Below are 21,900 nucleotides of genomic sequence, written 5' to 3' on the forward strand. Positions count from 1 at the left end.
GTGACCACCGACACCGGAACCGGGCTGGAGGCCGGCACCTACGAGGTTCTGCGCGACCGCCTGCGCGCGGCCGCCCAAGACCTCGCCGAGCGTGCGACGGCCCTCAACGAGCAGCGCGTCGCCACCTTCGGCGGCACGGCGGCGCAACTGGTGGGCACCGAGCGGATCCGCACCGAGCACAACTGCGTCCCGCGCGACATCGTCGAGGCCGGCGGGCAGCTGCTGTTCGGCTACAACGTCTTCCTGGGCCTCAAGTCCGAGACCGAGGTCGGCGACGTCCTGTCCCTGGTCCGTCCCGAGCCGGCCGAGACCGACGAGGCGGAGTCGGTCCGCTTCACCCCCGGCCACCTGCCAGGCCTGCTCGACGACCCGGAGTTCGTACGGGACTTCGCCGAGCTGTACCGCTACTACAAGGACAGCCGGCTACTGCAGCTGCGCCGCCTCGGACCGCTGCTGCTGGCGGTCTTCCAGACCGGCGCGAAGCCGGCCGACATCCGGGTGCTGCGCTGGCGTATCACTCCGGACGGCGCGGTGAGCTACGTCGACAGCCGCGGTGAGCGCGACCATGTCTTCCCCGCCGCCCACGACTTCACCTGGGCCGTAGCCACCCGCGAGGACCACGTACCGGGGCGCCACCCGCACGTGAACATCCAGGACGCCGTGTTCGTGGAGTGCGTCGGCGGCACCCTGACGGTGAAGGTGGAGGACAACACCGAGACCGGCGAGGGCATCTACGGCGAGCCCGTCGACGAGCCCCTGCAGTCCCTCGCCGACGCCGAGATCGAGCACGCCCGCGTCGGCCCGCTGGTGCTGCTGCGCATCCTCCCCTACGGCGAGAGCGTCCGCCGCCACCTGGTCTTCAACACCCGCAGCCGCGAAGTCGTCCGCCTGGACGGCATCGGCCAGGCGTGCCGCCGCCTGCCGGACGACCAGGGCATCATCTTCCCCGGCGGCTACTACCTCACCGACGTGCCCGCCGGCCACGCCGCCAAGACCTTCGACACCGACACCGCGGACCTGGAGTACGAGCGCGCCGTCCGCTCACCCAACGGCGAGGACGTGCTGTACGTCTTCCACGCCCGCGCCGACGGCCGCACCCTGCTGCTGCCCTACAACGTCATCCGCAAAGAAGTCGCCACCCCCTGGCAGACCCACGGCTGGTCGCTCTTCGACGACGGCACACTGATCGTCTTCAGGGCAGTCGGTGACGAGCCCACCCGGGTGCACCCGATGCAGGTCTGGCGCACGCCGTTCTGCTCCGACGCCCACGCCGCCGCCCGCCCCGCCGGCACCGGGCCGCTCGCCCGCATCGGCAACGCCGACCTGGTGCGCGGCATCTCCGACTGCCTCTCCGTCGCCCGGACGGCCGACGAGATGGCACCCAGCGCCGCCGTGTTCGAGGCGATCACCGCTGCCGCCGTGCGGGTCGCGGACAGCTACCACTGGCTGGACCAGGAGCTGGGCGCGGGCGCCGGGGCGCTCGCCGAGCCGCTGGAGACCGTACGCTCCACCGCCGAACAGGTCATCGACGAGTTCGAGCGGGTCGAGCAGCTGCGCCGCCAGGCCGACGCCGCTCTCGGCGAGGCCGCCATGAGGGCCGCCACCCTGGTACGCCGGATCCGCGGCGAGCAGCCGCACACCGCCGACGGCTGGGTCCGCCAGATCGCCGAACTCCGCCACGCCCAAGGTCACCTGGAGACCCTGCGCGACATCCGCTACATCGACGCCCCGCGCATCGACGACCTCGTCGCCGCCCTGGACGACGACCTGGCCGCCGCCGGCCGCCGCGCGGTGGCCTTCCTCAGCGCAGCGCACGCCTTCGACGCCAGCCACGAGACCGTGGCGGCTCTCGCCGACGAGGCGGCGGCGCTGACGACCGTCGCCGAGACCGCACCGCTGGTGGCGCGCATCGCCGAGCAGGCCGACGCCCTCGGCGTCGTCACCGACGTCGTCGGCAGCCTGGAGCCGGCCGACGCCACCGTCCGCACCTCCATCCTGGCCAGCATCGGCGAGGTCCTGGGCGCCGTCAACCGGGTCCGCGCCATCCTCGACGCCCGGCGCCGCGAGCTGCTCCAGAGCGAGGGACTGGCGGCGTTCACCGCGGAGTTCGCCCTGCTCGGCCAAGCCACCACCGGCGCGCTCGCCGCGGCGACCACCCCGCAGGAGTGCGACGAGCAGCTGGGCCGGCTGCTGCTGCAGGTGGAGAACCTCGAGGCCCGCTTCGGCGCGTACGAGGACTTCGCCGAGCAGCTCGCCACCCGGCGCGAGGAGATCGACGAGGCCTTCTCCGCCCGCCGACAGCAGCAGCTCGACGACCGCGCCCGGCACGCCGACCGGCTCGCCGTCTCCGCCGAGCGGATCCTGGGCACCGTGCGCCGCCGCACCGGCACCCTCACCACTGTCGACGACATCAACACCTTCTTCGCATCCGACGCCCTGGTGGCCAAGGTCCGCGCCACCGCCGAGGAGCTGCGCACACTGGACGACGCGGTGCGCGCCGACGAACTCGACGGTCGTCTCAAGGCCGCCCGCCACGAGGCGGCCCGCGCGCTGCGCGACCGTACCGAGCTGTACGACACGGGCGGCACCCTGCGCCTGGGCCGGCACCGCTTCACCATCAACACCCAGCCCGTCGAACTCACCCTCGTCCCGCACGGCGACACCCTGTCCTTCGCCATCACCGCCACCGACTACCGCACCGCGATCCGCGACGCCGGCTTCGCCGACACCCGCCGCTTCTGGGACCAGCCGCTGGTCTCGGAGTCGCCTCAGGTCTACCGCGCCGAGTACCTGGCCGCCCGCATGCTCGCGACCACCGGCGAGGACGCGCTGACCGCCGCGGCACGGCAGGACGGCGGCCTGCTCGCGCTGGCCCGCGAGGCAGCCCAGCAGGCGTACGACGAGGGCTACGACCGGGGCGTCCACGACCACGACGCCGCGGCGCTGCTCAGCGCGCTGCTGCGGCTGCGCGCCCAGGCGGGTCTGCTGCGCTTCACCCCGCAGGTACGCTCCGCCGCCCAGCTGTTCTGGGCGCACGGCACGGACGAGGCGCAGCGCACGGCCTGGACGACGCGGGCCCAGTCGCTGGCCCGGATGCGCGCGGTGTTCGGCAGGAGCGGTGCGTTGGACGAGCTCGCGGAGGAACTGGCTCTTCACGCAGCGGCGTTCGCGTCCCGTATCGGGCTGACCACGGCCGGCCCCGCGGTGGGCGCCTATCTGGTGGAGGAACTGGCCGCCGGCCGACCGCGTTTCGTCACGAGCCCCGGCGCCCGCGCCCTGCTCGCCGGGTTCCGCGACCGGCTCGGCGGGCCTGCCGCGGTCAAGGAGTACACAGCCGACCTGGACACCCTCGGCGAGGACCTGGCCGCCCGGCACCAGCTGGCCACCGCCTGGCTGGGCGCGTACACCGCGACCACCGGCCAGGCGCAGGCGGCCGAACTGCCCGAGGCCGTGGCCATGGAACTCACCGCGGACGCACTGCCCCGACGGGACGTCGAGGGGCCGGTGACCACGACCGTCGACGGCCTGCTGGGCGCCCACCCGCGCCTGCACGCCGGCCGCCTCCCGCTGCGCCTGGACGAATTCCTCGCCCGCACCGCCGAGTTCGCCACGGTCCGCGTGCCCGCATACCGCACCTACACAGCCCGCCGTACCGCGCTGATCACCACCGAACGTGCCCGACTGGGCCTGGACACCTACCGCCCGCAGGTCATGCCGGCCTTCGTCCGCAACCGCCTCCTCGACCAGGTCTATCTCCCCCTCATCGGTGACAACCTCGCCAAACAGCTCGGCGCCGACGGCGAAGCCCGACGCACCGACAGCCAGGGCCTGCTGCTCCTGCTCTCCCCGCCCGGCTACGGCAAGACGACCCTGATGGAATACCTGGCCGCCCGCCTCGGCCTGCTCTTCGTCAAGATCGACGGCCCCGCACTGGGCCACCGTACGACCTCACTCGACCCGGCGGCAGCGCCCGACGCCACCGCCCGCCGCGAGGTGGAGAAGATCAACTTCGCGCTGGCGCTGGGCACCAACACCCTGCTCCACCTGGACGACATCCAGCACGCCTCGCCCGAACTGCTGCAGAAGTTCATCCCGCTGTGCGACGCCCAGCGGCGGATGGAAGGGGTGTGGGACAGCGAGCCGCGCACCTTCGACCTGCGCGGCAAGCGGTTCGCGGTGAGCATGGCGGGCAACCCCTTCACCGAATCCGGCGCCCGCTTCCGCATCCCCGACATGCTGGCCAACCGGGCCGATGTGTGGAACCTCGGCGACGTCCTGTCCGGCAAGGAGGACCTGTTCGCCCTCAGCCACATCGAGAACGCCCTCACCAGCAACCCGGTCCTGGCCCCGCTCGCCGCACGCGAGCGGGACGACATCGACCTGCTGGCACGGATCGCCGCGGGCGACGCCACAGCGACGACGGACCGCCTGGCCCACCCCTACACCCCCGCCGAGCTGGAGCAGATCCTCTCCGTCCTGCGCAAACTGCTCCAGGTCCGCGGCACCGTACTGAGGGTCAACGCCGCCTACATCGCCTCCGCCGCCCAGTCCGCGGAGTCCCGTACGGAGCCGCCCTTCCTGCTGCAGGGCTCGTACCGCAACACCAACAAGCTCGCAGAGCGCATCCTGCCGGTGATGACCGACGCCGAGGTGGAGGCCCTGATCGACGACCACTATCTGGGCGAGGCCCAGACCCTGACCACCGGCGCAGAGGCGAACCTACTCAAGCTCGCCGAACTGCGCGGCCGGCTGACAACGACGCAGGCGGAGCGGTGGAACGCGGTGAAAGCGGCGTATGCGGGCGCGCGGATATGGTCATGACGGAGAGGGGCGGCGCACCGGACAGCGCCTCAGCCGGCTGGTACGGGCGGATGCGTCAACGCGCCCAGAGGTGCCCGGCACGCGCGTTCGTGCCGCGACGTGGGACCGTCCAGGTCAGCTGGGAGTGACGACCAAACGGTGACGGTTGACTTCGCCGGCGTGCCGGGCAACATCACGGCCATCGTGTTCATCGGAACACGTGTGTGTCCCGTGCGCCGCGCTCCGCCCTGGCGCGGCTTGCGCTTGACGATGAGCGAGCGCAGCCGCTTCAGGCAGGCCCTGGGGTCCACCTGGGTCAAGACCGGCTCGGCGAACTCCTCCCGGCTGCTCTGGAGGGTGATCAAGCAGGGGTGGACGTCACGGCCGGTCGCGCGGTCGCACGGAGGCGTAGAGGTCCTTGCGGTCCTTGTCCAGGCGTGGCACCGGGGTGAGCTCGTCGCGGGTCTTCACGTATCGGTACGCACGAGCCGCGGGCACCACCTCCTCCAGCGGAAGGTCGATCTCCACCAACAGGTCGCCGGTATCGGCCTGGTAGGAGACCCGGTGGGCCTTGGGAAAGCCGTGCGGATATTTCGAGGCCGCCAGGGCCTGGTCGATGAACCACTCGACGGCTTCGACGTCCCGCTCGCGGTAGTAGCCGGCACGCCTCCGCTCGATGCCGGCGTTCCACTCCGCGACTCGCGCCGCTTCGCGCTGGTTGCGTTCCTCGTGCCGGGCCAGAGCCTCATCGGCGCTCTGGGTGCGCTCCGTCTCGGCCCGCGCGTGGTCCTGCCAGCGCGGCTGCGGGCTGGGCTTGCTCCGCCGCTTGGACGGGGCGAACGCTGGGGCGTGAACTCCTGCTTCAGCTGGCCGAAGGTCAGCGCACTGCCGTCCCGGGCCGCCTCGTAGGCGACCTTGTCCTCACGCGCCTTGCGTCTGGCCTCAGCCTCGGCGGCCCTGCGCTCCTTCTCCTGCTCCCGTGCCTGCCGCGCCAGTTCCCTGGCGTAGGGATCACTCCCGCCCGCCCCGTATCCACCTGCCACTGTGCTGCGCGCGGGACGGCACACCTGGAGCAGCCGCCCACTGGCAAGGGATTCCGCCACGCCTTCTCGCTGACCAGATCGGGGCGTGTCTGGATCGTGGGTCTTCCAAGATTCTCGTCGGCGGCCCAGGACGACCCGCTGCCCTAGCCGAGGTACTGGCTCACACCCCGCGGCAGGTACACCCCGTGGCCGGCGCGGCCGACGTACTTGCGCTGGTCGATGACCGGTTCACCGCGGGAGAGGACTGTTTCCACCTGGCCGGTGGTCTGCTTGCCCTCGTAGGCCGAGTAGTCGACGTTCATGTGGTGGGTGTCCGCTGACATGGTCTGCTCGGCGGCCGGGTCGTAGATCACCACGTCCGCGTCCGCACCCGGGGCGATCGTGCCCTTCTTGCCGTACAGGCCGAACATCCGGGCCGGCGTGGCGCACGCGATCTCGATCCAGCGCCGGCGGGTGATGTGGCCGTCCCGGACCGCCTGGTGGAGGAGGTCCATGCGGTTCTCCACCCCGGGGAGGCCGTTGGGGATCTTCGAGAAGTCGCCGCGGCCCAACTCCGTCTGGCCGACGAAGCAGAACGGGCAGTGGTCGGTGGAGACCACTTGGAGGTCGTTGGTGCGCAGGCCCTGCCACAGCGCCGCCTGGTGTTCGCGCGGGCGCACACACCGAGCGACATCAGCGACCAAATTCCAAATTGTTCTCGGCGTACCCAGGGGTGTTCTACAGCGACGCTTGCGAGCCGGGCGTCGAACGAGCCCGTGATCTTGAAGTCCGGGAGGCAGTAGAGCGGCGGGACCGGGCAACGCTCACTGTCGCGACGTCCGTAGTCGCCGGCCGGGGTTTCGAAGACGTGCATGTGGTAGTTCGCCCAGCCCATCGCGGTCTGGATCACCACGTGCAGGCGGTCGAGGGTGAGGTCGACCGGCCTCGCACCGCCGGCCGGACGCCGGCCTGACAGCGCCGTTCCGTTCAGGCAAGGGGACGTCCCCCTCGCATGGCTGTCAGCGTCGGACGTCGATGCGCGTCCGTCACCCTGACGGCCCAGCTTGTCGCGCCGCCGCGGGCGGGCCGGCCGAGGATGGAACGGTCCGGTGCGGGCGAACCCGACCCCTGGTGCGCCCCATCTCTCTCCCCCCCCACGCGGAGGCGCAAGGTGGCGACTGACAGGGCACTGCCCGACTTCGACGACCGTACCGACTTCGAGGACGCCGACCGCGGGTTCCTGGGCGCGCTCGTGCCCGGGGTGGTGAAGGCGGCCGACGGCCGGGTCGTGTTCGACAACGACGCCTACGGGTTCCTGAAAGACGAGTGTCCCGAGACCGCCCACCCGAGTCTGTGGCGGCAGGGGCAGTTGTGCGCACGCCAGGGCCTGTTCGAGGTCACCGAGGGTGTCTACCAGGTCCGCGGCCTCGACATCTCCAACATGACGCTCGTCGAGGGCGAGCGCGGGGTGATCGTGATCGACCCGCTGATCTCGGCCGAGACCGCCGCGGCGGCCTTCGCTCTCTACCAGGAGCACCGGGGCGAGCGTCCGGTCACCGGCGTGATCTACACCCACTCGCACGGCGACCACTTCGGCGGCGTGCGCGGCGTCGTCCCGCACGGCGCGGAGAAGGGTGTACCGATCCTCGCGCCGGCCGGGTTCATGGAGCACGCCGTCAGCGAGAACGTGTACGCCGGCAACGCGATGGCCCGCAGAGGGCTGTTCATGTACGGGGTCCAGCTGCCGAAGGCGCCCGACGGGCAGATCGGCGTGGGCCTGGGGCAGGCCACCTCGTCGGGCACCATCGGCCTGATCCCCCCGACCGTCGACATCACCCGCACCGGGCAGGAGGAGACCGTCGACGGGGTGCGCATCGTCTTCCAGCTCACCCCGGGCACCGAGGCGCCGGCGGAGATGAACTTCGTCTTCCCGGACCGGCGGGCCCTGTGCCTGGCGGAGAACGCCACGCACAACATGCACAACGTGCTCACCCTGCGCGGCGCCGTCGTGCGCGACTCCCGGATCTGGGCGCACTACCTGGACGAGGCGATCGAGTACTTCCACGGGCAGTACGACGTCGCCTTCGCCTCCCACCACTGGCCGACCTGGGGCCACGACAACGTCGTCGGGTTCCTGACCGTCCAGCGCGACCTGTACGCGTACATGCACGACCAGACCCTGCGGCTGATGAACCAGGGCCTGACGGGCGCGGAGATCGCCGAGGAGATCCAGCTGCCGCCGGGTGTGGCGAAGTCCTGGCACGCGCGCGGCTACTACGGCTCGCTCAGCCACAACACCAAGGCGATCTACCAGCGCTACCTCGGCTGGTACGACGGCAACCCGGCGCACCTGTGGGAGCACCCGCCGGCGGAGCAGGCACGCCGCTACGTCGACGTGTGCGGCGGCCCCGACGAGGCCGTCGCCAAGGCGGGCAGGTACGCGGATGACGGCGACCTGCGTTTCGCGGCGACCCTGCTGAACCATGTGGTGTTCGCCGACCCGGACAACAGCGAGGCCAGGAACCGGCTCGCCGCCGTGTACGAGAAGCTGGGGCACGGGAGCGAGAACGCCACCTGGCGCAACGAGTACCTCACCGGGGCGCTGGAGCTGCGACAGGGCGAGATCCCGGGCGGCGTGGACCTGGCGAACCCCGAGATGGCGATGGCCCTGACCGTGCCGATGCTCATCGACACCGTCGCCATCGCCATCGACGGCCCCCGTGCCTGGGACGACGAGCTGACCATCGACCTCGTGCTGACCGACTCGGACGAGCGACACCGCCTGACCCTGCACAACGGCGCGCTGACGCACCGGGCCGTCGACTCACCGCGCACCCCTGCGGGCCTCACCCTCACCCTGGCCAAGCCCCAGTTGCTCGCCCTGCTCGCCGGCAAGGGCATCGAGGAACTCGGCATCACGGCGGAGGGGGACGCGACGCTGTTGGCCCGCCTGCTCGGCTACACCGCCAAACCGGACCCCACCTTCCCGGTCGTCACCCCCTGAGCCGGTGCCGCCCGCACCGCGGAGCGCACCCCCCCGCCGCCGGGCGCACGCGCCGCAGCCGCCGGCGGGCGGTGCGGTTGTCCCCGCCATCCCGCCTCACCGGAGGCGGAGGCCGTCAAGCCAGGAGGTCCCATGGGAGACGCGATCGGCCAGATGCTGGCCTCCGCGGTCGGTATCGCCATCAGTCCCGTCCCGTTGATCGCGATGGTGCTGATGCTCGCCACGCCCCGCGGCCGTGTCAACGGCACCGCCTTCACCCTGAGCTGGGTGGCTTCGCTGGCCGCGGTCGTGACCGTCGTGGTCCTCGCGGGATCCGGCGCGGACGCCTCGGGTGACGACGGTCCGGCGACCTGGACGCTGTGGCTGAAGCTCGCGCTGGGCGCGCTGTTCGTCCTGCTGGGCGCCAAGCAGTGGAAGGACCGGCCACGGGAGGGGCACGAGGCGCAGACACCCGGCTGGATGAAGGCGATCGACAAGTTCACGCCGGGCAAGGCCGCAGGACTCGCCGCCCTGCTCGCGATCGCCAACCCGAAGAACCTCGTCCTGGCGATCGGCGGCGCGGTCTCCATCGCCGGCAGCAGTGCCTCGGCCGGCGGCAAGACCGTCGCGGCGGTGCTCATGGTGCTGATCGGCTCCCTGTGCACGCTGGCGCCTCTGCTCGTCTACCTGCTGGGCGGCGCCAAGTCGGCCCGGGTCCTCGACGGCTGGAAGGGGTGGATGAGCCGCCACAACTCGGCGATCATGACGACGCTGCTGCTGGTCCTCGGCGCCAAGTACGTCGGCGACGCGGTCAGCGGGCTCGCGGGCTGACCATGGACGACCCGGCGGCGGCGCCCAAGGAGCCGGCGGGCTCCGGACCGCGCCGCGGGTGGGCCGCACGGTGGGCCGCACGGTGGGCCGGACGATGGGGCAGACCCACAGCCGCGGACGCCGGTTCGGGCTTCGTGACGGGGCTGTTCTCGATCCCGGAGGGCATGGCGTACGCCTCCATCGCGGGCTTCAACCCGGTCGCCGGCCTGTACGCGGGTGTGGTGCCCGCCGTCGTGGGCTCGCTCACCGCCCGCACCGTGCTCATGGTCACCACCTTGACCAGCGCCATCGCCCTCACCTCGCAGAGTGTGATCAAGGACGCCGGGCTCGATCCGAAGGACCCCGGCAACATCGCGACGCTGACCGTACTCACGGGGCTCGTCATGCTGCTGATGGGCGTACTGAAGCTCGGCGTGGTGATGAGCTTCGTCTCCAACGCCGTGATGACGGGCTTCTCCACCGGCATCGCGCTGCAGATCGTCACCGGCGTACTGAAGGACGCCACCGGCTACCAACCGCACGGCGACAACCGCCTCTACCAGCTCGGCGACTGGCTCGTGCACGTGGCGGACTGGCAGGTGGCGGCCACGCTCGTGGCGGCGGGCACGATCGCCGTGTGGGCGCTGACCCGCCTGGTCCGCCGGCTGCGCCCGGTCGCGCTGCTGGTGGCCATGGTCGTGGCGAGTGTCGCGGTGGCGGTGACCGGTACGGACGTCGAGCTCGTACGGGACATCGCCGACATTCCCGCCGCGCTCCCCGGATTCTCCGCGCCGGACCTGTCGGCCGTGGGGCACCTGCTGGGCGGCTCGTTCGCCGTCGCACTGGTGGGACTGGCCCAGGCGGCGAGCATCGGCCCTTCCATGCCCAACCCGGACGGCTCGCGCACGTCCGTCAACGGGGACTTCACAGCGCAGGGGCTGGCCAATGCGGCCGGCGGCCTGTTCAGCTCGCTGCCGTCCGGCGGATCGCTGTCCCGTACCGGGGTGGCCGTGTCGGCCGGTGCGCGCACCCGCTGGGCGGGGGTGTTCTCGGGTGTGTTCCTCGCCCTGGTGGTCCTGGTGTGCGCCCCGCTGGCCGACCGGATCCCGATGGCGGTCATCGGCGGGCTGATCCTGGTGGTGGGCGGCGAGCTGATCCTGGGCAAGGTCGCCGACATCCGGCTCGTGCTGCGGACCTCGGCACTGTCCTCCGTCTCCATGATCCTCACGTTCCTCGCCACCACCCAGTTGCCGCTGCAGCAGGCCATCGTGCTGGGCGCGGTCCTGTCGCTGCTCCTGTACTGCGTGCAGGCTGCCCGCCAGGCTCGCCTGTACGCACTCACCAGGGACGCTCAGGGCGGCTGGCAGCTGACGAGACCCCCCGCCCGGCTGCCGGCCCGCGCCGCGACCGTCCTCTACTACGACGGCGTGAGCTTCTTCGCCGAACTCCCCCACATCGAGAAGGGTCTGCCGCGCAGCGACGACTCGCCGGGCGCGGTGCTGATCCTCGCGATGCGCGGCGTTCCCGACGTCCCGTCGTCCACGGTCGTCAAACTGCTGCACCGGCGGGTGGCGGAGATCGGCCGGCAGGGCGGCCGGGTCGTCATCGCCGGCGCCCAGCCGGCGCTCGTCCACGCCCTGGAGGCCGCCGGTCTCGACCGCGAACTCGGGCCCGGAGGAATCATCCCGGCCGAAGGCGCGCTCCTGGCGCCGGTCGAGCGGGCGCTGGCCGACGCCCAGGCCTGGCTCGCCCGGCAACCGCCCGCACCCGACGCCGCGCCCCGAGATCGGTGATCCGGCACGCCCCGCGGCGAACGCCTCCGCGTACACGCCGCGCCAGGTTGACGCCGTCCCCCAGGGCGAAGCCCAGGCTCCGGATGAACGCCTCCGGCACCCCGTCGAGCAGGGCGCCCAGGAACATCGCCGCTCCGGAACCGCCGGCGGAGGCATCTGCGATGCGCTGGCGGTCGGCTCCCTCGGGCTGCGCGGCCTGACCGTCCTGGCGAGCGGAGACGCCGTCGAGGGCGGTCAGGAGCTCGGGCAGCTGATCACCCAGGTCGTCGTGATCGCCCTCGGCCTCCTGGTCGGCTCGGCGCTCGAGCCACCGCGCCTGTGGCTGGAGTCGGACGCGGAGCCCGAACCGGCGAAGGGGCCGACGATCGTGTGACGCCGCATTCCGGTGCGCAGCCGCGTACCGGAATGCAAGCGTCCGGGACGCGTGTGAGACTGCACGAGGGGATGCTCTCCCGCAGAGAGGCAGGCCATGAGCCAGCAGCAGCGCCGACAGGGTCGCGACTTGGCCCACGTGCCATCGGACCACTCGTTCTTCTCCGACGCTGACCGACAGGCCCTGCTGGACGAGCAGTACTTCCAGCGGGCTGTGCAGTCGTACATGGCGGCACTGCCGGCGGTGAACATGCTGGCGATGAAGCGCGGCTCCGAGGCCGAGTGGGGCGCGGGCAACCACGTCCTGCCGGTCTGGAAGAGCCGCATGGACGCGACGTGCAAGGTCACCACGCCCAACGCGGACGTGATCTACGCGATGAGCTACCTCGATCTGCGCGACGGCCCCGTGGTGGTCAACGCCCCTCCCGGCATCCTCGGCATGTTGACCGACTTCTGGCAGCGTCCGCTGACCGATGTCGGCTTCGTCGGCCCGGACCGCGGCCAGGGCGGCCGCTACCTGGTCGTCCCCCGGCACTACGACGGCCCGCCGCTGCCGACCGGGTACTTCACCGTCGAGTGCCGCACCCACGACGTGTTCCTCTTCTGGCGCGCGTTCCTCACCAAGACCGACGCCGCGCCCAGTACGGCCGAGGGAGTGGCCGCGATCGAGCAGACGGTCGTCTACCCGCTCCGGTCCAACCCGCCCTGGCGGCCCATGGAGTTCCCGGACGCCTCCGGCGTCGCCGTGAACATGCTCTACCCCCGCGACGCGAGCTTCTTCGAGATGCTCGACGGCTTCGTCCAGGACCAGCCGGTGGACGCCATCGACCCGTTCGTACGGGGGATGTTCGCCTCGATCGGCATCATCAAGGGCCAGCCCTTCGCCGGCCGCAAGGACATCCTCGACGACGCCGCGGCCGCGGCGCCCAAGATGCTGCTCGCCATCGCGACGACTCCCGACGGCATCCCCAACCGCCAGTACTACACCGGCGCGAACGCCCGCCGGTGGTTCAACGCCCTGCCGGACATCGACGAGAACTTCGTCACCAGTTCCTACCAGCACCTCGACGCCCAGGGCATGTACTTCATGAGCGCCTACTCGATGGCGTCGGCCATGGTGGCGAGCGTGGTCGGCGGCGGAGCCAAGTACCCCTCCACCTACTGGGACGGCGACGGCGACCCGCTGCTGGGCGACCGCACCTACCACCTGCACCTGCCGCCGGACGTGCCGGCGCGGCTGTTCTGGGCGCTGACCCTGTACAGCCCCGAGGACGGCACGATGCTGGAGACCGGGCAGCCCTTCCCGTCCATCAACTCCCTGGACGCCCGCGTACAGGCGAAACGACGACAACTCCTTCGACCTGTACCTCGGTCCCGCATGCCCCGAAGGCGTTCCCGCGTCCAACTGGATCCAGACCGACCCCGAGGACGGCTTCGTCGCCTCCCTGCGGCTGTACGGGCCCACCGCCCCGTTCTTCGACCAGACCTGGATCCCTGACGACATCGTCAAGTACGCCTGATCCCCGCTCCGCACCCACCTGGAGGTCCGCTTGAAGGCCGACGCCCCGGCCCCGTTCACCGCCGACGACTACCGGGCCCGCATGGAGCACGCCGCGACCACCGCGTCCGACGCCGGGCTCGCCGGGCTGCTCGTCGGACCCGGTCCGGACCTGGTGTGGCTCACCGGCTACCAGCCCACCGCCATGACCGAGCGCCTCACACTGCTGCGGCTCGCACCGGGAGAGGACCCCGTTCTCGTCGTACCGAAGCTGGAGGCACCCGACGCCGAGCAGGCGCCCGGCGCCGGCGCGCTGACCCTGCGCGACTGGACGGACGGCCAGGACCCGTACGGCACCACGGCACCGCTGCTCGACAAGGCCGGCCGGTACGCCATCAGCGACAGCACCTGGGCGATGCACCTGCTCGGCCTGCAGGAGCAGCTGCCCGACAGCTCCTACACGGCCGTCACCAAGGCACTGCCCATGCTGCGCGCCGTCAAGGACGCGGCGGAGCTCGAACGCGTGGCGGCGGCCGGCGCCGCGGCCGACGCGGCGTACGAGGAGATCAAGAAGGTCACGTTCGCCGGCCGCAAGGAGACCGACGTCGCCGCCGACCTGGCGGACCTGCTGCGCCGGTTCGGGCACGAGCAGGTGGACTTCACGGTCGTCGGCTCCGGCCCCAACGGCGCCAACCCGCACCACGAGGCCGGTGACCGCGTCATCGGGCACGGCGACATGGTGGTCCTCGACTTCGGCGGCCTCATGCACGGCTACGGCTCCGACACCACGCGCACGGTGCACGTCGGGGAGCCGACGGACGAGGAGCGGCGGGTCCACGACATCGTGCGCGAGGCGCAGCAGGCGGGCTTCGAGGCCGTCCGCCCGGGTGTCGCATGCCAGGACATCGACCGGGCGGCACGGGCGCACATCACCGACGCCGGGTACGGCGAGTACTTCATCCACCGCACCGGCCACGGCATCGGGACGACCACCCACGAGCCCCCGTACATGATCGAGGGCGAGGAGCAGCCCCTCGTCCCCGGCATGTGCTTCTCCATCGAACCCGGCATCTACCTGCCGGGCCGCTTCGGCGTACGCATCGAGGACATCGTGACCGTCACCGCCGACGGCGGACAGCGCCTGAACGGCACCGACCACGCGATGGCGATCGTGGGCTGAGGCAGCCCGCTCCCGGCGGCTGGTCCGCGCCTCCGGCCGGATCCGGATCGATCCGCACGTCGCTTCACGACGGGATCCTCCGTGGAGCGTGTCGGGAGAGCGAATGCCCGATTAGCGTCATTATGGGGGAATTGCTTAGTAGCGTTCGTATGCTTCGAGGACGGGAGTGCGAGATGGCTGAGCCGAAGAAGGCGACACCCTTCACCGCTGAGATCAACAAGGCTGCCGCAGCCCGGTACGCCATGGAGGACAGGGCCGACTTCGCGGACATCGACCGCGGCCTCATCACCCGTCTGCCGGACAAGATGCACAACAAGGACGGCGACCTCATCCGCGACGGCGAGCTGCTCGCGTACATCACTGACGAGACACCCTGCCCCGACTCGGTCAACCCGAGTCTGTGGCGGCAGTCGCAGCTGATCAAACGCGAGGGCCTGTACCAGGTCGTGGACGGCCTGTACCAGATCCGCATCACCATGACCCTCACCATCGTGGACGCCCCCGACGGCCTGGTCATCATCGACACCGGGGACAACGTCGACCTCGCCGCGGCGTCCATGGAGCTGTTCCGCAAGGAGACCGGCAACACCAAGCCGGTGGTCGCCGTCATCTACACGCACACGCACTTCGACCACTACGGCGGCGTCAAGGGCGTCGTCGACGAGGCGGACGTCGCCTCCGGGAAGATCCCCATCGTCGCGCCGGGCACGATCGAGTCGTTCAACAAGCACGCGATCGGCGAGAACGTCATCACCGGCAACGCGATGTCGCGCCGCATGGGCTACACGTTCGGCCTCCTGCTCCCGCGCTGCGACTGCGGCATCGTCACGGCCGGCCTCGGCGCCGGCGACAGCGCCATGCACCCGAACTTCAGCTACATCGCGCCCACCGACCCGGTCACGAGGACCGGTGAGAAGCGGACGCTGGGCGGCTGGGATTTCGAGTTCCTCTACGCCCCGGACACCGAGGCGCCCGAGGAGATGCACATCTGGATCCCCGCGATCAAGGCGCTTACCTGCGCGGAGAACGCCAACCACGCGATGCACAACATCCAGACCATCCGCGGCGCCCGGACCCGTGACGCGCGGAACTTCGCCCGCTACCTCGACGAGACGCTGGTGCGGTGGGGTGACCAGGCGGAGGTGCACTTCGGGCCGCACACCTGGCCGGTGTGGGGCAACGAGAACGTGGTGACGTTCCTTGAGTCGCAGCGCGACATGTACAAGTACATCCACGACCAGTCCCTGCGCCACGCCAACCAGGGCCTGACCCCGCTGGAGGCCGCCGAGATCGTCGAACTCCCCGACGCCATCGGCAGGAAGTGGTACAACCGCTACTACCACGGCGGACTGCACCACAACGTCCGCGCCGTCTTCCACAAGGAGCTCGGCTTCTGGGACGGCGACCCCGCCACGATCCTGCCGCTCCTGCCCGACGACAACGCCAAGCGCCATGTCAGGCTCATCGGGCGGGACAAGATCCTCGCCGAGGGCCGCCAGGCCGTCGAGTCGGGCGACTACCGGTGGGCGATCCAGGTCCTGCACCACCTCGTCTTCGCCGACCCGGACGACACCGAGGCGCGCGACCTCCAGGCCGACGCCTACGAGCAGCTCGGCTACCAGCAGGAAGTCCCGCAGTACCGGGGCATCTTCCTCGGTGCCGCCAAGGAACTGCGCGAGGGGGTCAGCGGTGAGGGACAGCTCAACACCGACAGCCTCGACACCATCCTGGCCATGCCGGTCGACCTGCTCTTCGACTTCGCCGGCGTCCACCTCGACGGCCCTGCCGCCGCCGGCGTCGACCTGCGGATCAACTTCACCTTCACCGGACCGGCCGGTGAGCAGCCCTGGACCATGTGGATCCGCAACGGCGTCCTCAACGCCCGCCCCGGCCACGCCGACGGCGCCCAGCTCAGCGTCACGGGCCCCAAGCCGGCCCTGGCCGCCCTGCTCCTCAAGCCCGCCGACGCGGCCGCCACCATCGACCGCTACTCGCTGACCACCGAGGGCGACACGGGCGCGCTCGCGACCCTCGCCAAGGTCACCGACACCTTCGACCCCCACTTCAACCTGGTCACCCCCTGACCCCGCCGGGCTCCTCGGGGTGGCGCCGCACCGAGGAGCCCTGCCGGGCGGCTCCGCCCGGGCACGCCCGGACGGCAGGCCGGGATCCTCGTGGACGGCTCCGCCCGGGCACTCTGGCTACAGGCCGAGGTCCTTGGCGATGATGGTCTTCATGACCTCGGAGGTGCCGCCGTAGATGCGCGAGACGCGGGTGTCCGCGTAGAGGCGCGCGATGGGGTATTCGAGGATGTAGCCGTAGCCGCCGTGCAGCTGCAGGCACTTGTCGATGATCCGGCCCGCGGCCTCGGTGCAGAAGAGCTTGGCCTTGGCCGCGTCGGCGACCGTCAGCTCCCCGGCGTCGTGCAGCTCCAGCGCCCGATCGGTGAACGCCTGCGCGGCCTCCAGCTCGGCGGCGCACTCGGCCAGCACGAACTTGGTGTTCTGGAAGGACGCCACCGGCTTGCCGAAGACCGTACGGTCCTTGACGTACTCGGTGGCGAAGCGCACCGCCCCCGCCGCGGACGCGCAGGCGCCCACGGCGATACCGAGCCGCTCCACCACCAGGTTGTGGGTGAGGTACGAGAAGGCCCTGCCCTCCTCGCCCAGCAGGTTCTCCACCGGGACCTTGACGTCGGTGAAGGACAGCTCGGCGGTGTCGGAGGTCTTCAGGCCGATCTTGTCCAGTTTGCGGCCGACGGCGAAGCCCTCGGACGCGGACTCCACGCACAGGATGGACAGGCCGGCGCGGCGGTCCTCGGGGACGGCCGGGGAGGTACGGCAGACCACCAGGACCAGATCGGCGTAGGCACCGCCGGTGATGAACGTCTTGGCGCCGCTCAGGACGTAGTGCGTGCCGTCCTCGGACAGCCTGGCGGCCGTCGTCATGCCCGCCAGGTCGGAGCCCGAGCCGGGCTCGGTCATCGCGATGGCGGTCATGATGTCGCCGGAGGCGAAGCCCGGCAACCAGCGCTTCTTCTGCTCGTCGGTCCCGAACTTCATCAGGTACGGCAGGACCAGCGTGGTGTGCACGCTCGCCGAGCCCAGGCCGACGCCCGCCCGGGCCGTCTCCTCGGCGACCACTGCCTGGTAACGGTAGTCGTCGATGCCCGAGCCGCCGTACTCCTGCGGCACCTCGATACCGAAGACGCCCAGCGCCCCGAGCTTGCGGTAGAGCTCCCGCGGCACCCGCCCGTCCTGCAGCCACTGGTCGTAGTACGGCACGACCTCACCCGCGACGAAGTCCCGGAACACTGCCCGGAACGCTTCGTGGTCCTCCGTGAACACAGTGCGGCGCATCGGCGGTCCCTCCTGTCTGATCGGCTCACCCACACGGGCTCTTCCATGGAACGTTCGTTAAGTATATGGTGCGGAAACCCGCCCAGGGATCGGCTTCGACGCTGGCCGCAGCGGGCCGGACATTGACATCCGCGGCAACTGCAAGCACGCTCCTTCGAGGAACATGACCGAGTGGTCATACGACGCTCGGGGTGCGCACCACGGCGCACCGGAGCCGCTGCCGCCGCCTCTGCCAACGACGATGGAGGGAAGCCCGATGGGCAAGCACCTGCCCGACGCGGTCCGCCGACACGCCAGGGAACGGGGACACGCGCGCGCACTCGCCTGTGAGGGGCGCGTCCTCAGCTACAGCGAGTTCGACTCCCGTACCAACCGGCTGGCCCGCGCCCTGCTGGCGCAGGCCCCCGCCGGCTCGCGGATCGGCTCCCTCACCCGTACCCGGATCGAGCCCGGCGAGGTGCTGCTCGCCTGCGCGAAGGCCGGCCTGGTCGCCGTTCCGCTGAACTGGCGGCTGGCGGTGCCCGAACTCGTGGCCGTCGCGCAGAACGCCGAGCTGAAGATCCTGGTCGCCGAGCCGGACTTCCTGCCCGCCGCACTCGCCGTCCGCGACGCCGTGCCCGGGCTGCTGCTCGTGGTCACCGGCACGGAGCCGGCCGGCGACGTGGCGGCGTACGAGCCGTGGCTGGCCGCGCACCCCGACGACGACCCGGGGCGCGGCTCGGACGCCGACGTCGACGAGGTGACGCTCCAGCTCTACACCTCGGGCACCACGGGCCTGCCCAAGGGCGTACTGATCACGCACCGCAACCTCTACTCCGACCAGGAGACCCTGGACGAGTACCTGTGGGACGGCGAATCGGTCTCCTTCGACGCCATGCCGATGTTCCACATCGGCGGCTGCGGCTGGCTGATCAACGCGCTGTGTGCCGGTGCCTTCACGATCATGCTCCCGGACTTCGCTCCGGAGACCGCCGTCGAGGTCATGGAGCGGGAGGGTGTCACCCACGCCTTCTTCGTCCCGGCGGTGCTCCAGATGGTGACCGCGCTGCCGGGGATCGAGGCGCGCGACTTCTCCCGGCTGCGTCTGGTCGTCTACGGCGCCTCCCCGATCACCCCGGCGCTGCTGCGCCGGTCGATGACGGTCTTCGGCTGCTCGTTCATGCAGAAGTACGGGCTCACCGAGACCGTCGGCAACGTCGCGCGGCTGCTGCCGCACGAGCACGACCCGGACGGCGACCGCCAGTACCTGCTGCAGTCCACCGGCCGCCCCAAGCCGGATGTCGAGGTCATGGTCGTCGACCCGGTGACAGGCGAGCCCGCCCCCGCGGGCATGGTCGGCGAGATCTACACCCGCTCCCGGCACAACACCCCGGGCTACTGGAAGCGCCCCGAGGAGACCGACGCCCTCTACGCCGCCGACGGCTGGCTGCGCACCGGGGACGCCGGCCACCTCGACACGGACGGCTACCTCTACGTCACCGACCGCATGAAGGACATGGTGATCACCGGCGGGGAGAACGTCTACCCGATCGAGGTGGAGTCCGTCCTGGCGGAGCACCCCGCGATCGCCGACGTGGCCGTCATCGGCGTCCCGCACGAGAAGTGGGGCGAGGAGGTCACGGCCGTCGTGGTGCCCCGTCAGGGCGTCCCGGTGCCGACCGAGAGCGAGCTGATCGACTTCACCCGGGAGCGGATCGCCTCGTACAAGAAGCCGCGCCGTGTCCACTTCGTCGACGCACTGCCGCGCAACCCCAGCGGCAAGATCCTCAAGCGCGAGCTGCGGGCCGGCATCAGGAACGACTGAGGCCCCTCCCGAAGCGGCTCGGACGGTCTGCGAGGATGGATCGTCCGAGCCCTTGGGAGGAACCTTGCCCACCACGACCTGGGAGCGCCTCGCGCCCGAGCGCCGTGAGCGCGTGGTCGAAGCGGCGATGCGCGAGTTCGGTCGGCAGGGCTATTCCGCGGGCAGCCTCAACATCATCGCGCGAGAGGCCGGGGTCGCCAAGGGGTCGCTCTTCCAGTACTTCGAGGACAAGCTCGACTTCTTCACCGCCGTCGCCGAGCTGGCCGCGCAGCGGATCCAGGCCGCGATGGCACCCTGGGTCGCCCCGATCCCGGCAGACCGCAGCTACTACGAGTACCTGAGCGACGGGGTCGTCGCCTGGGTGCAGTGGTTCGGCGAGCACCCCGTGGAACGCGGCCTGGTCGCCGCCACCCACCTGGAGATCGACCCCGTCGTGCGCGAGCGGGTCCACCGCCCCGCGCGCAGGGTGTACGCCTCGGCTGTCCGGGGGCTGGTCGAACAGGCCCGCACCCGGGGCGACGCGTTCCACGACGACGCGGACGTCGACGCGTTCACCAGCCTGGTGTCGCTTCTGCTGCCGCATCTGGCGCTGGCCCCCTTCGAGCCCGGCTTCGACACCCTCCTCGCGCTGTACGGCTGCCCGCCCGACGAACGGGAGCGACGGGTACGGCGTCTCGTCCACAGCCTGTACGCGGGATTCGGCCCCGCGCCCTCGGACCGGGCCCGCAGCCACCGCTGACGGCTGCCGGGGCGGGCCGGTCGCTCCGGACCAGGCCGGTCACTCAGGGCCGTGTCCGGAAAAGACAATCGACTGTCCGTATCGGTCCTGCCCTCAGCCGAGCACGGTACATAGGCTTCCCGTGGGCGTTCCGCCCTTGGGCAGCACAGGCGCGGACCGACGGCGTCCGTGTCGCCGGCCGGAGCCGGTGGACCCCGGCTCAGCGGCGGCCACCCCATTCCCCCGCGGCGGCGGTCAAGGGTGTCCGCGCAGGGCCCAGCCGCCGGATCACGTCCGGCATCACACCGCACCCGGACGACGGCCCCCGTCTTCCCGCTGCCCGACGCGTTGCGGCGTTGCGGCGGCGTAGCGGGCACGGCAACGGCACCGCGAAGGCACCAGGCCCGTTGCGCAGAGCCGAGAAAGGAACGAACGTGCTGGAGGCTCTCGGCCTGAGCAGCGACGAGGAGCGCGTCTACCGGGCACTGGTCACCGACGGGCCGCAGCGCGCCGACGAGTTGCGCGACCAGCTCGGACTCCTCGCCGAACAGGCGGACGAGGTCATCGGCCGCCTGGCCGCCCAGGGCCTGATCACCCACGGCACTGAGGACCGGACGGAGTTGAGCGCCGCCCCGCCGAACGTCGCGGGAGAGGTACTGCTGCTGCGGCGCATGGCGGAGCTGCAGTCCGCCCGGGCGGCTCTGGGGCAGCTCGCCACGGCGTACCGCAAGACCCAGCACCGCTCCGGATCGCTGGACGGGATTCTGCAGATCCTGCCGCAGCGGGCCGTCGCGCAACAGCTCGAGCAGATCCAGCAGCGGGCCAGACGTGAGGTGCTGATGTTCGACGTCCCGCCCTACACCGCACAGGAGGCGGGGAGCCCGCCCAACGCGGTGCAGCTGGAGCGGCTGCGTGCGGGAGTGCGCTACCGGACCGTGTACGACCGGCTGTCGCTGGAGTCGGCCGGCGCAATCGATCGGATCACCGGCTACGTCTCGACCGGTGAGCAGGCGCGGGTGATGGACCGGATACCGCTGAAGATGGTGATCGTCGACCGGGAGCTGGCCCTGCTGCCCGTGGCCTCCAGGCCCGAGCGCGACCACAACGCGGTGCTGCTGTACCCCGGAGCCCTGCTGGACGCACTGCTCTCCCTTTTCGAGCTGGTCTGGTTGTGCGCGCTGCCCATCGATCCGGTCCTGCTCGGGGACCAGAACACCGCCGCGGACGCCGAAGGGGACCCGGCGGCGGCTGAGACCGCGCTGACACCGGCGGACCGCCGGCTGCTCACTCTCCTGCTGTCCGGCATGACCGACGACATGATCTCCCGCCAGTTCGGGATCGCACGGCGCACCGTCCAGCGCCGGGTGAAGACCCTCATGGCACAGGCCGGCGCCGAGACCCGTATGCAGCTCGGCTGGCAGGCCGCCCAACTGGGCTGGCTCCCCGCGCCGTGGAAGCGCACCGGGTTGCGGCGGGCTCAGCTGCCGCGCCAGCGGCAGCCGGGCGCCGTGCCGTGACCGGCTGCGGCGCGAGCGGCAGCCGGGCGCCGTGCCCGCGCGTC

12 protein-coding genes and 3 pseudogenes are annotated in these 21,900 nt (G+C 71.2%); 12 read left to right on the forward strand and 3 right to left on the reverse strand.

All coding sequences use genetic code 11. The features are described from left to right. Both AB0M28_RS04775 and AB0M28_RS04780 read left to right on the forward strand, forming a co-directional pair. Positions 1–4,821, forward strand: a complete 4,821-nt coding sequence (locus AB0M28_RS04775; RefSeq protein ID WP_365397733.1) for a DNA repair ATPase — start codon at positions 1–3, stop codon at positions 4,819–4,821. Between the two features lie 138 nt (positions 4,822–4,959). Next, positions 4,960–5,709 carry a hypothetical protein gene (locus AB0M28_RS04780; RefSeq protein WP_365397736.1) on the forward strand — a complete coding sequence of 250 codons (750 nt, stop codon included), beginning with the start codon at positions 4,960–4,962 and terminating at the stop codon, positions 5,707–5,709. Positions 5,710–5,986: 277 nt separating this feature from the next. Here the strand turns inward: AB0M28_RS04780 and AB0M28_RS04785 are convergent. Together AB0M28_RS04785 and AB0M28_RS04790 are read right to left on the reverse strand one after the other, a co-directional pair. Next, positions 5,987–6,499: pseudogene (locus tag AB0M28_RS04785) on the reverse strand (amidohydrolase family protein); the annotation flags it as partial. A gap of 170 nt (positions 6,500–6,669) precedes the next feature. After that, positions 6,670–6,885 (reverse strand): annotated as a pseudogene (locus AB0M28_RS04790) (hypothetical protein); the annotation flags it as partial. 108 nt (positions 6,886–6,993) lie between these two features. Here AB0M28_RS04790 and AB0M28_RS04795 point away from each other — a divergent pair. The 7 genes and pseudogenes from AB0M28_RS04795 to AB0M28_RS04825 all read left to right on the forward strand — a co-directional run bounded on the left by AB0M28_RS04795 (position 6,994) and on the right by AB0M28_RS04825 (position 16,542). Continuing rightward, a complete protein-coding gene (locus AB0M28_RS04795; protein WP_365397739.1) occupies positions 6,994–8,826 on the forward strand; it encodes an alkyl sulfatase dimerization domain-containing protein in 1,833 nt (610 codons plus the stop codon). A 132-nt stretch (positions 8,827–8,958) separates the two neighbouring features. Next, positions 8,959–9,636 (forward strand): GAP family protein, encoded by a 678-nt coding sequence (locus tag AB0M28_RS04800; RefSeq protein ID WP_365397742.1) that lies wholly within the window; start codon positions 8,959–8,961, stop codon positions 9,634–9,636. Positions 9,637–9,638: 2 nt separating this feature from the next. Then, the gene (locus tag AB0M28_RS04805; RefSeq protein WP_365397745.1) at positions 9,639–11,408 is read left to right on the forward strand and encodes a SulP family inorganic anion transporter; all 1,770 of its coding nucleotides are present in this window, start codon (positions 9,639–9,641) and stop codon (positions 11,406–11,408) included. 697 nt (positions 11,409–12,105) lie between these two features. Further along, positions 12,106–13,089 (forward strand): annotated as a pseudogene (locus AB0M28_RS04810) (DUF1254 domain-containing protein); the annotation flags it as partial. Positions 13,090–13,141: 52 nt separating this feature from the next. Further along, on the forward strand, positions 13,142–13,300 hold the full coding sequence (locus AB0M28_RS04815) for a DUF1214 domain-containing protein (RefSeq protein ID WP_365397803.1): 159 nt from the start codon (positions 13,142–13,144) through the stop codon (positions 13,298–13,300). A gap of 30 nt (positions 13,301–13,330) precedes the next feature. Beyond that, entirely contained in the window at positions 13,331–14,458 is a 1,128-nt protein-coding gene (locus tag AB0M28_RS04820) for an aminopeptidase P family protein (protein WP_365397748.1), read from the forward strand. A 173-nt stretch (positions 14,459–14,631) separates the two neighbouring features. After that, positions 14,632–16,542, forward strand: coding sequence for an alkyl sulfatase dimerization domain-containing protein (locus AB0M28_RS04825; RefSeq protein WP_365397751.1), 1,911 nt, complete (start codon positions 14,632–14,634; stop codon positions 16,540–16,542). A gap of 117 nt (positions 16,543–16,659) precedes the next feature. Here AB0M28_RS04825 and AB0M28_RS04830 read toward each other — a convergent pair whose 3' ends face one another. After that, complete coding sequence (locus AB0M28_RS04830) at positions 16,660–17,817, reverse strand: acyl-CoA dehydrogenase family protein (RefSeq protein WP_365397754.1); 1,158 nt, start codon at positions 17,815–17,817, stop codon at positions 16,660–16,662. 256 nt (positions 17,818–18,073) lie between these two features. On the opposite strand from AB0M28_RS04830, the gene AB0M28_RS04835 reads away from it, so the two are divergent. The 3 genes from AB0M28_RS04835 to AB0M28_RS04845 all read left to right on the forward strand — a co-directional run bounded on the left by AB0M28_RS04835 (position 18,074) and on the right by AB0M28_RS04845 (position 21,856). After that, positions 18,074–19,621, forward strand: coding sequence for a long-chain-fatty-acid--CoA ligase (locus AB0M28_RS04835; protein ID WP_365397757.1), 1,548 nt, complete (start codon positions 18,074–18,076; stop codon positions 19,619–19,621). Between the two features lie 64 nt (positions 19,622–19,685). Further along, positions 19,686–20,360, forward strand: coding sequence for a TetR/AcrR family transcriptional regulator (locus tag AB0M28_RS04840; RefSeq protein WP_365397760.1), 675 nt, complete (start codon positions 19,686–19,688; stop codon positions 20,358–20,360). 413 nt (positions 20,361–20,773) lie between these two features. Beyond that, a complete protein-coding gene (locus tag AB0M28_RS04845) occupies positions 20,774–21,856 on the forward strand; it encodes a helix-turn-helix domain-containing protein (protein WP_365397763.1) in 1,083 nt (360 codons plus the stop codon). Positions 21,857–21,900: the final 44 nt, after the last annotated feature.

Source organism: Streptomyces sp. NPDC051940, assembly GCF_040680895.1.
Taxonomy (GTDB): domain Bacteria; phylum Actinomycetota; class Actinomycetes; order Streptomycetales; family Streptomycetaceae; genus Streptomyces.

Bases quoted from the DNA above. Each gene is read 5' to 3' on its own strand.
- AB0M28_RS04800 (WP_365397742.1), top strand. From the start codon at position 8,959: ATGGGAGACGCGATCGGCCAGATGCTGGCCTCCGCGGTCGGTATCGCC.
- AB0M28_RS04805 (WP_365397745.1), top strand. From the start codon at position 9,639: ATGGACGACCCGGCGGCGGCGCCCAAGGAGCCGGCGGGCTCCGGACCG.
- AB0M28_RS04825 (WP_365397751.1), top strand. From the start codon at position 14,632: ATGGCTGAGCCGAAGAAGGCGACACCCTTCACCGCTGAGATCAACAAG.
- AB0M28_RS04830 (WP_365397754.1), bottom strand. From the start codon at position 17,817: ATGCGCCGCACTGTGTTCACGGAGGACCACGAAGCGTTCCGGGCAGTG.
- AB0M28_RS04835 (WP_365397757.1), top strand. From the start codon at position 18,074: ATGGGCAAGCACCTGCCCGACGCGGTCCGCCGACACGCCAGGGAACGG.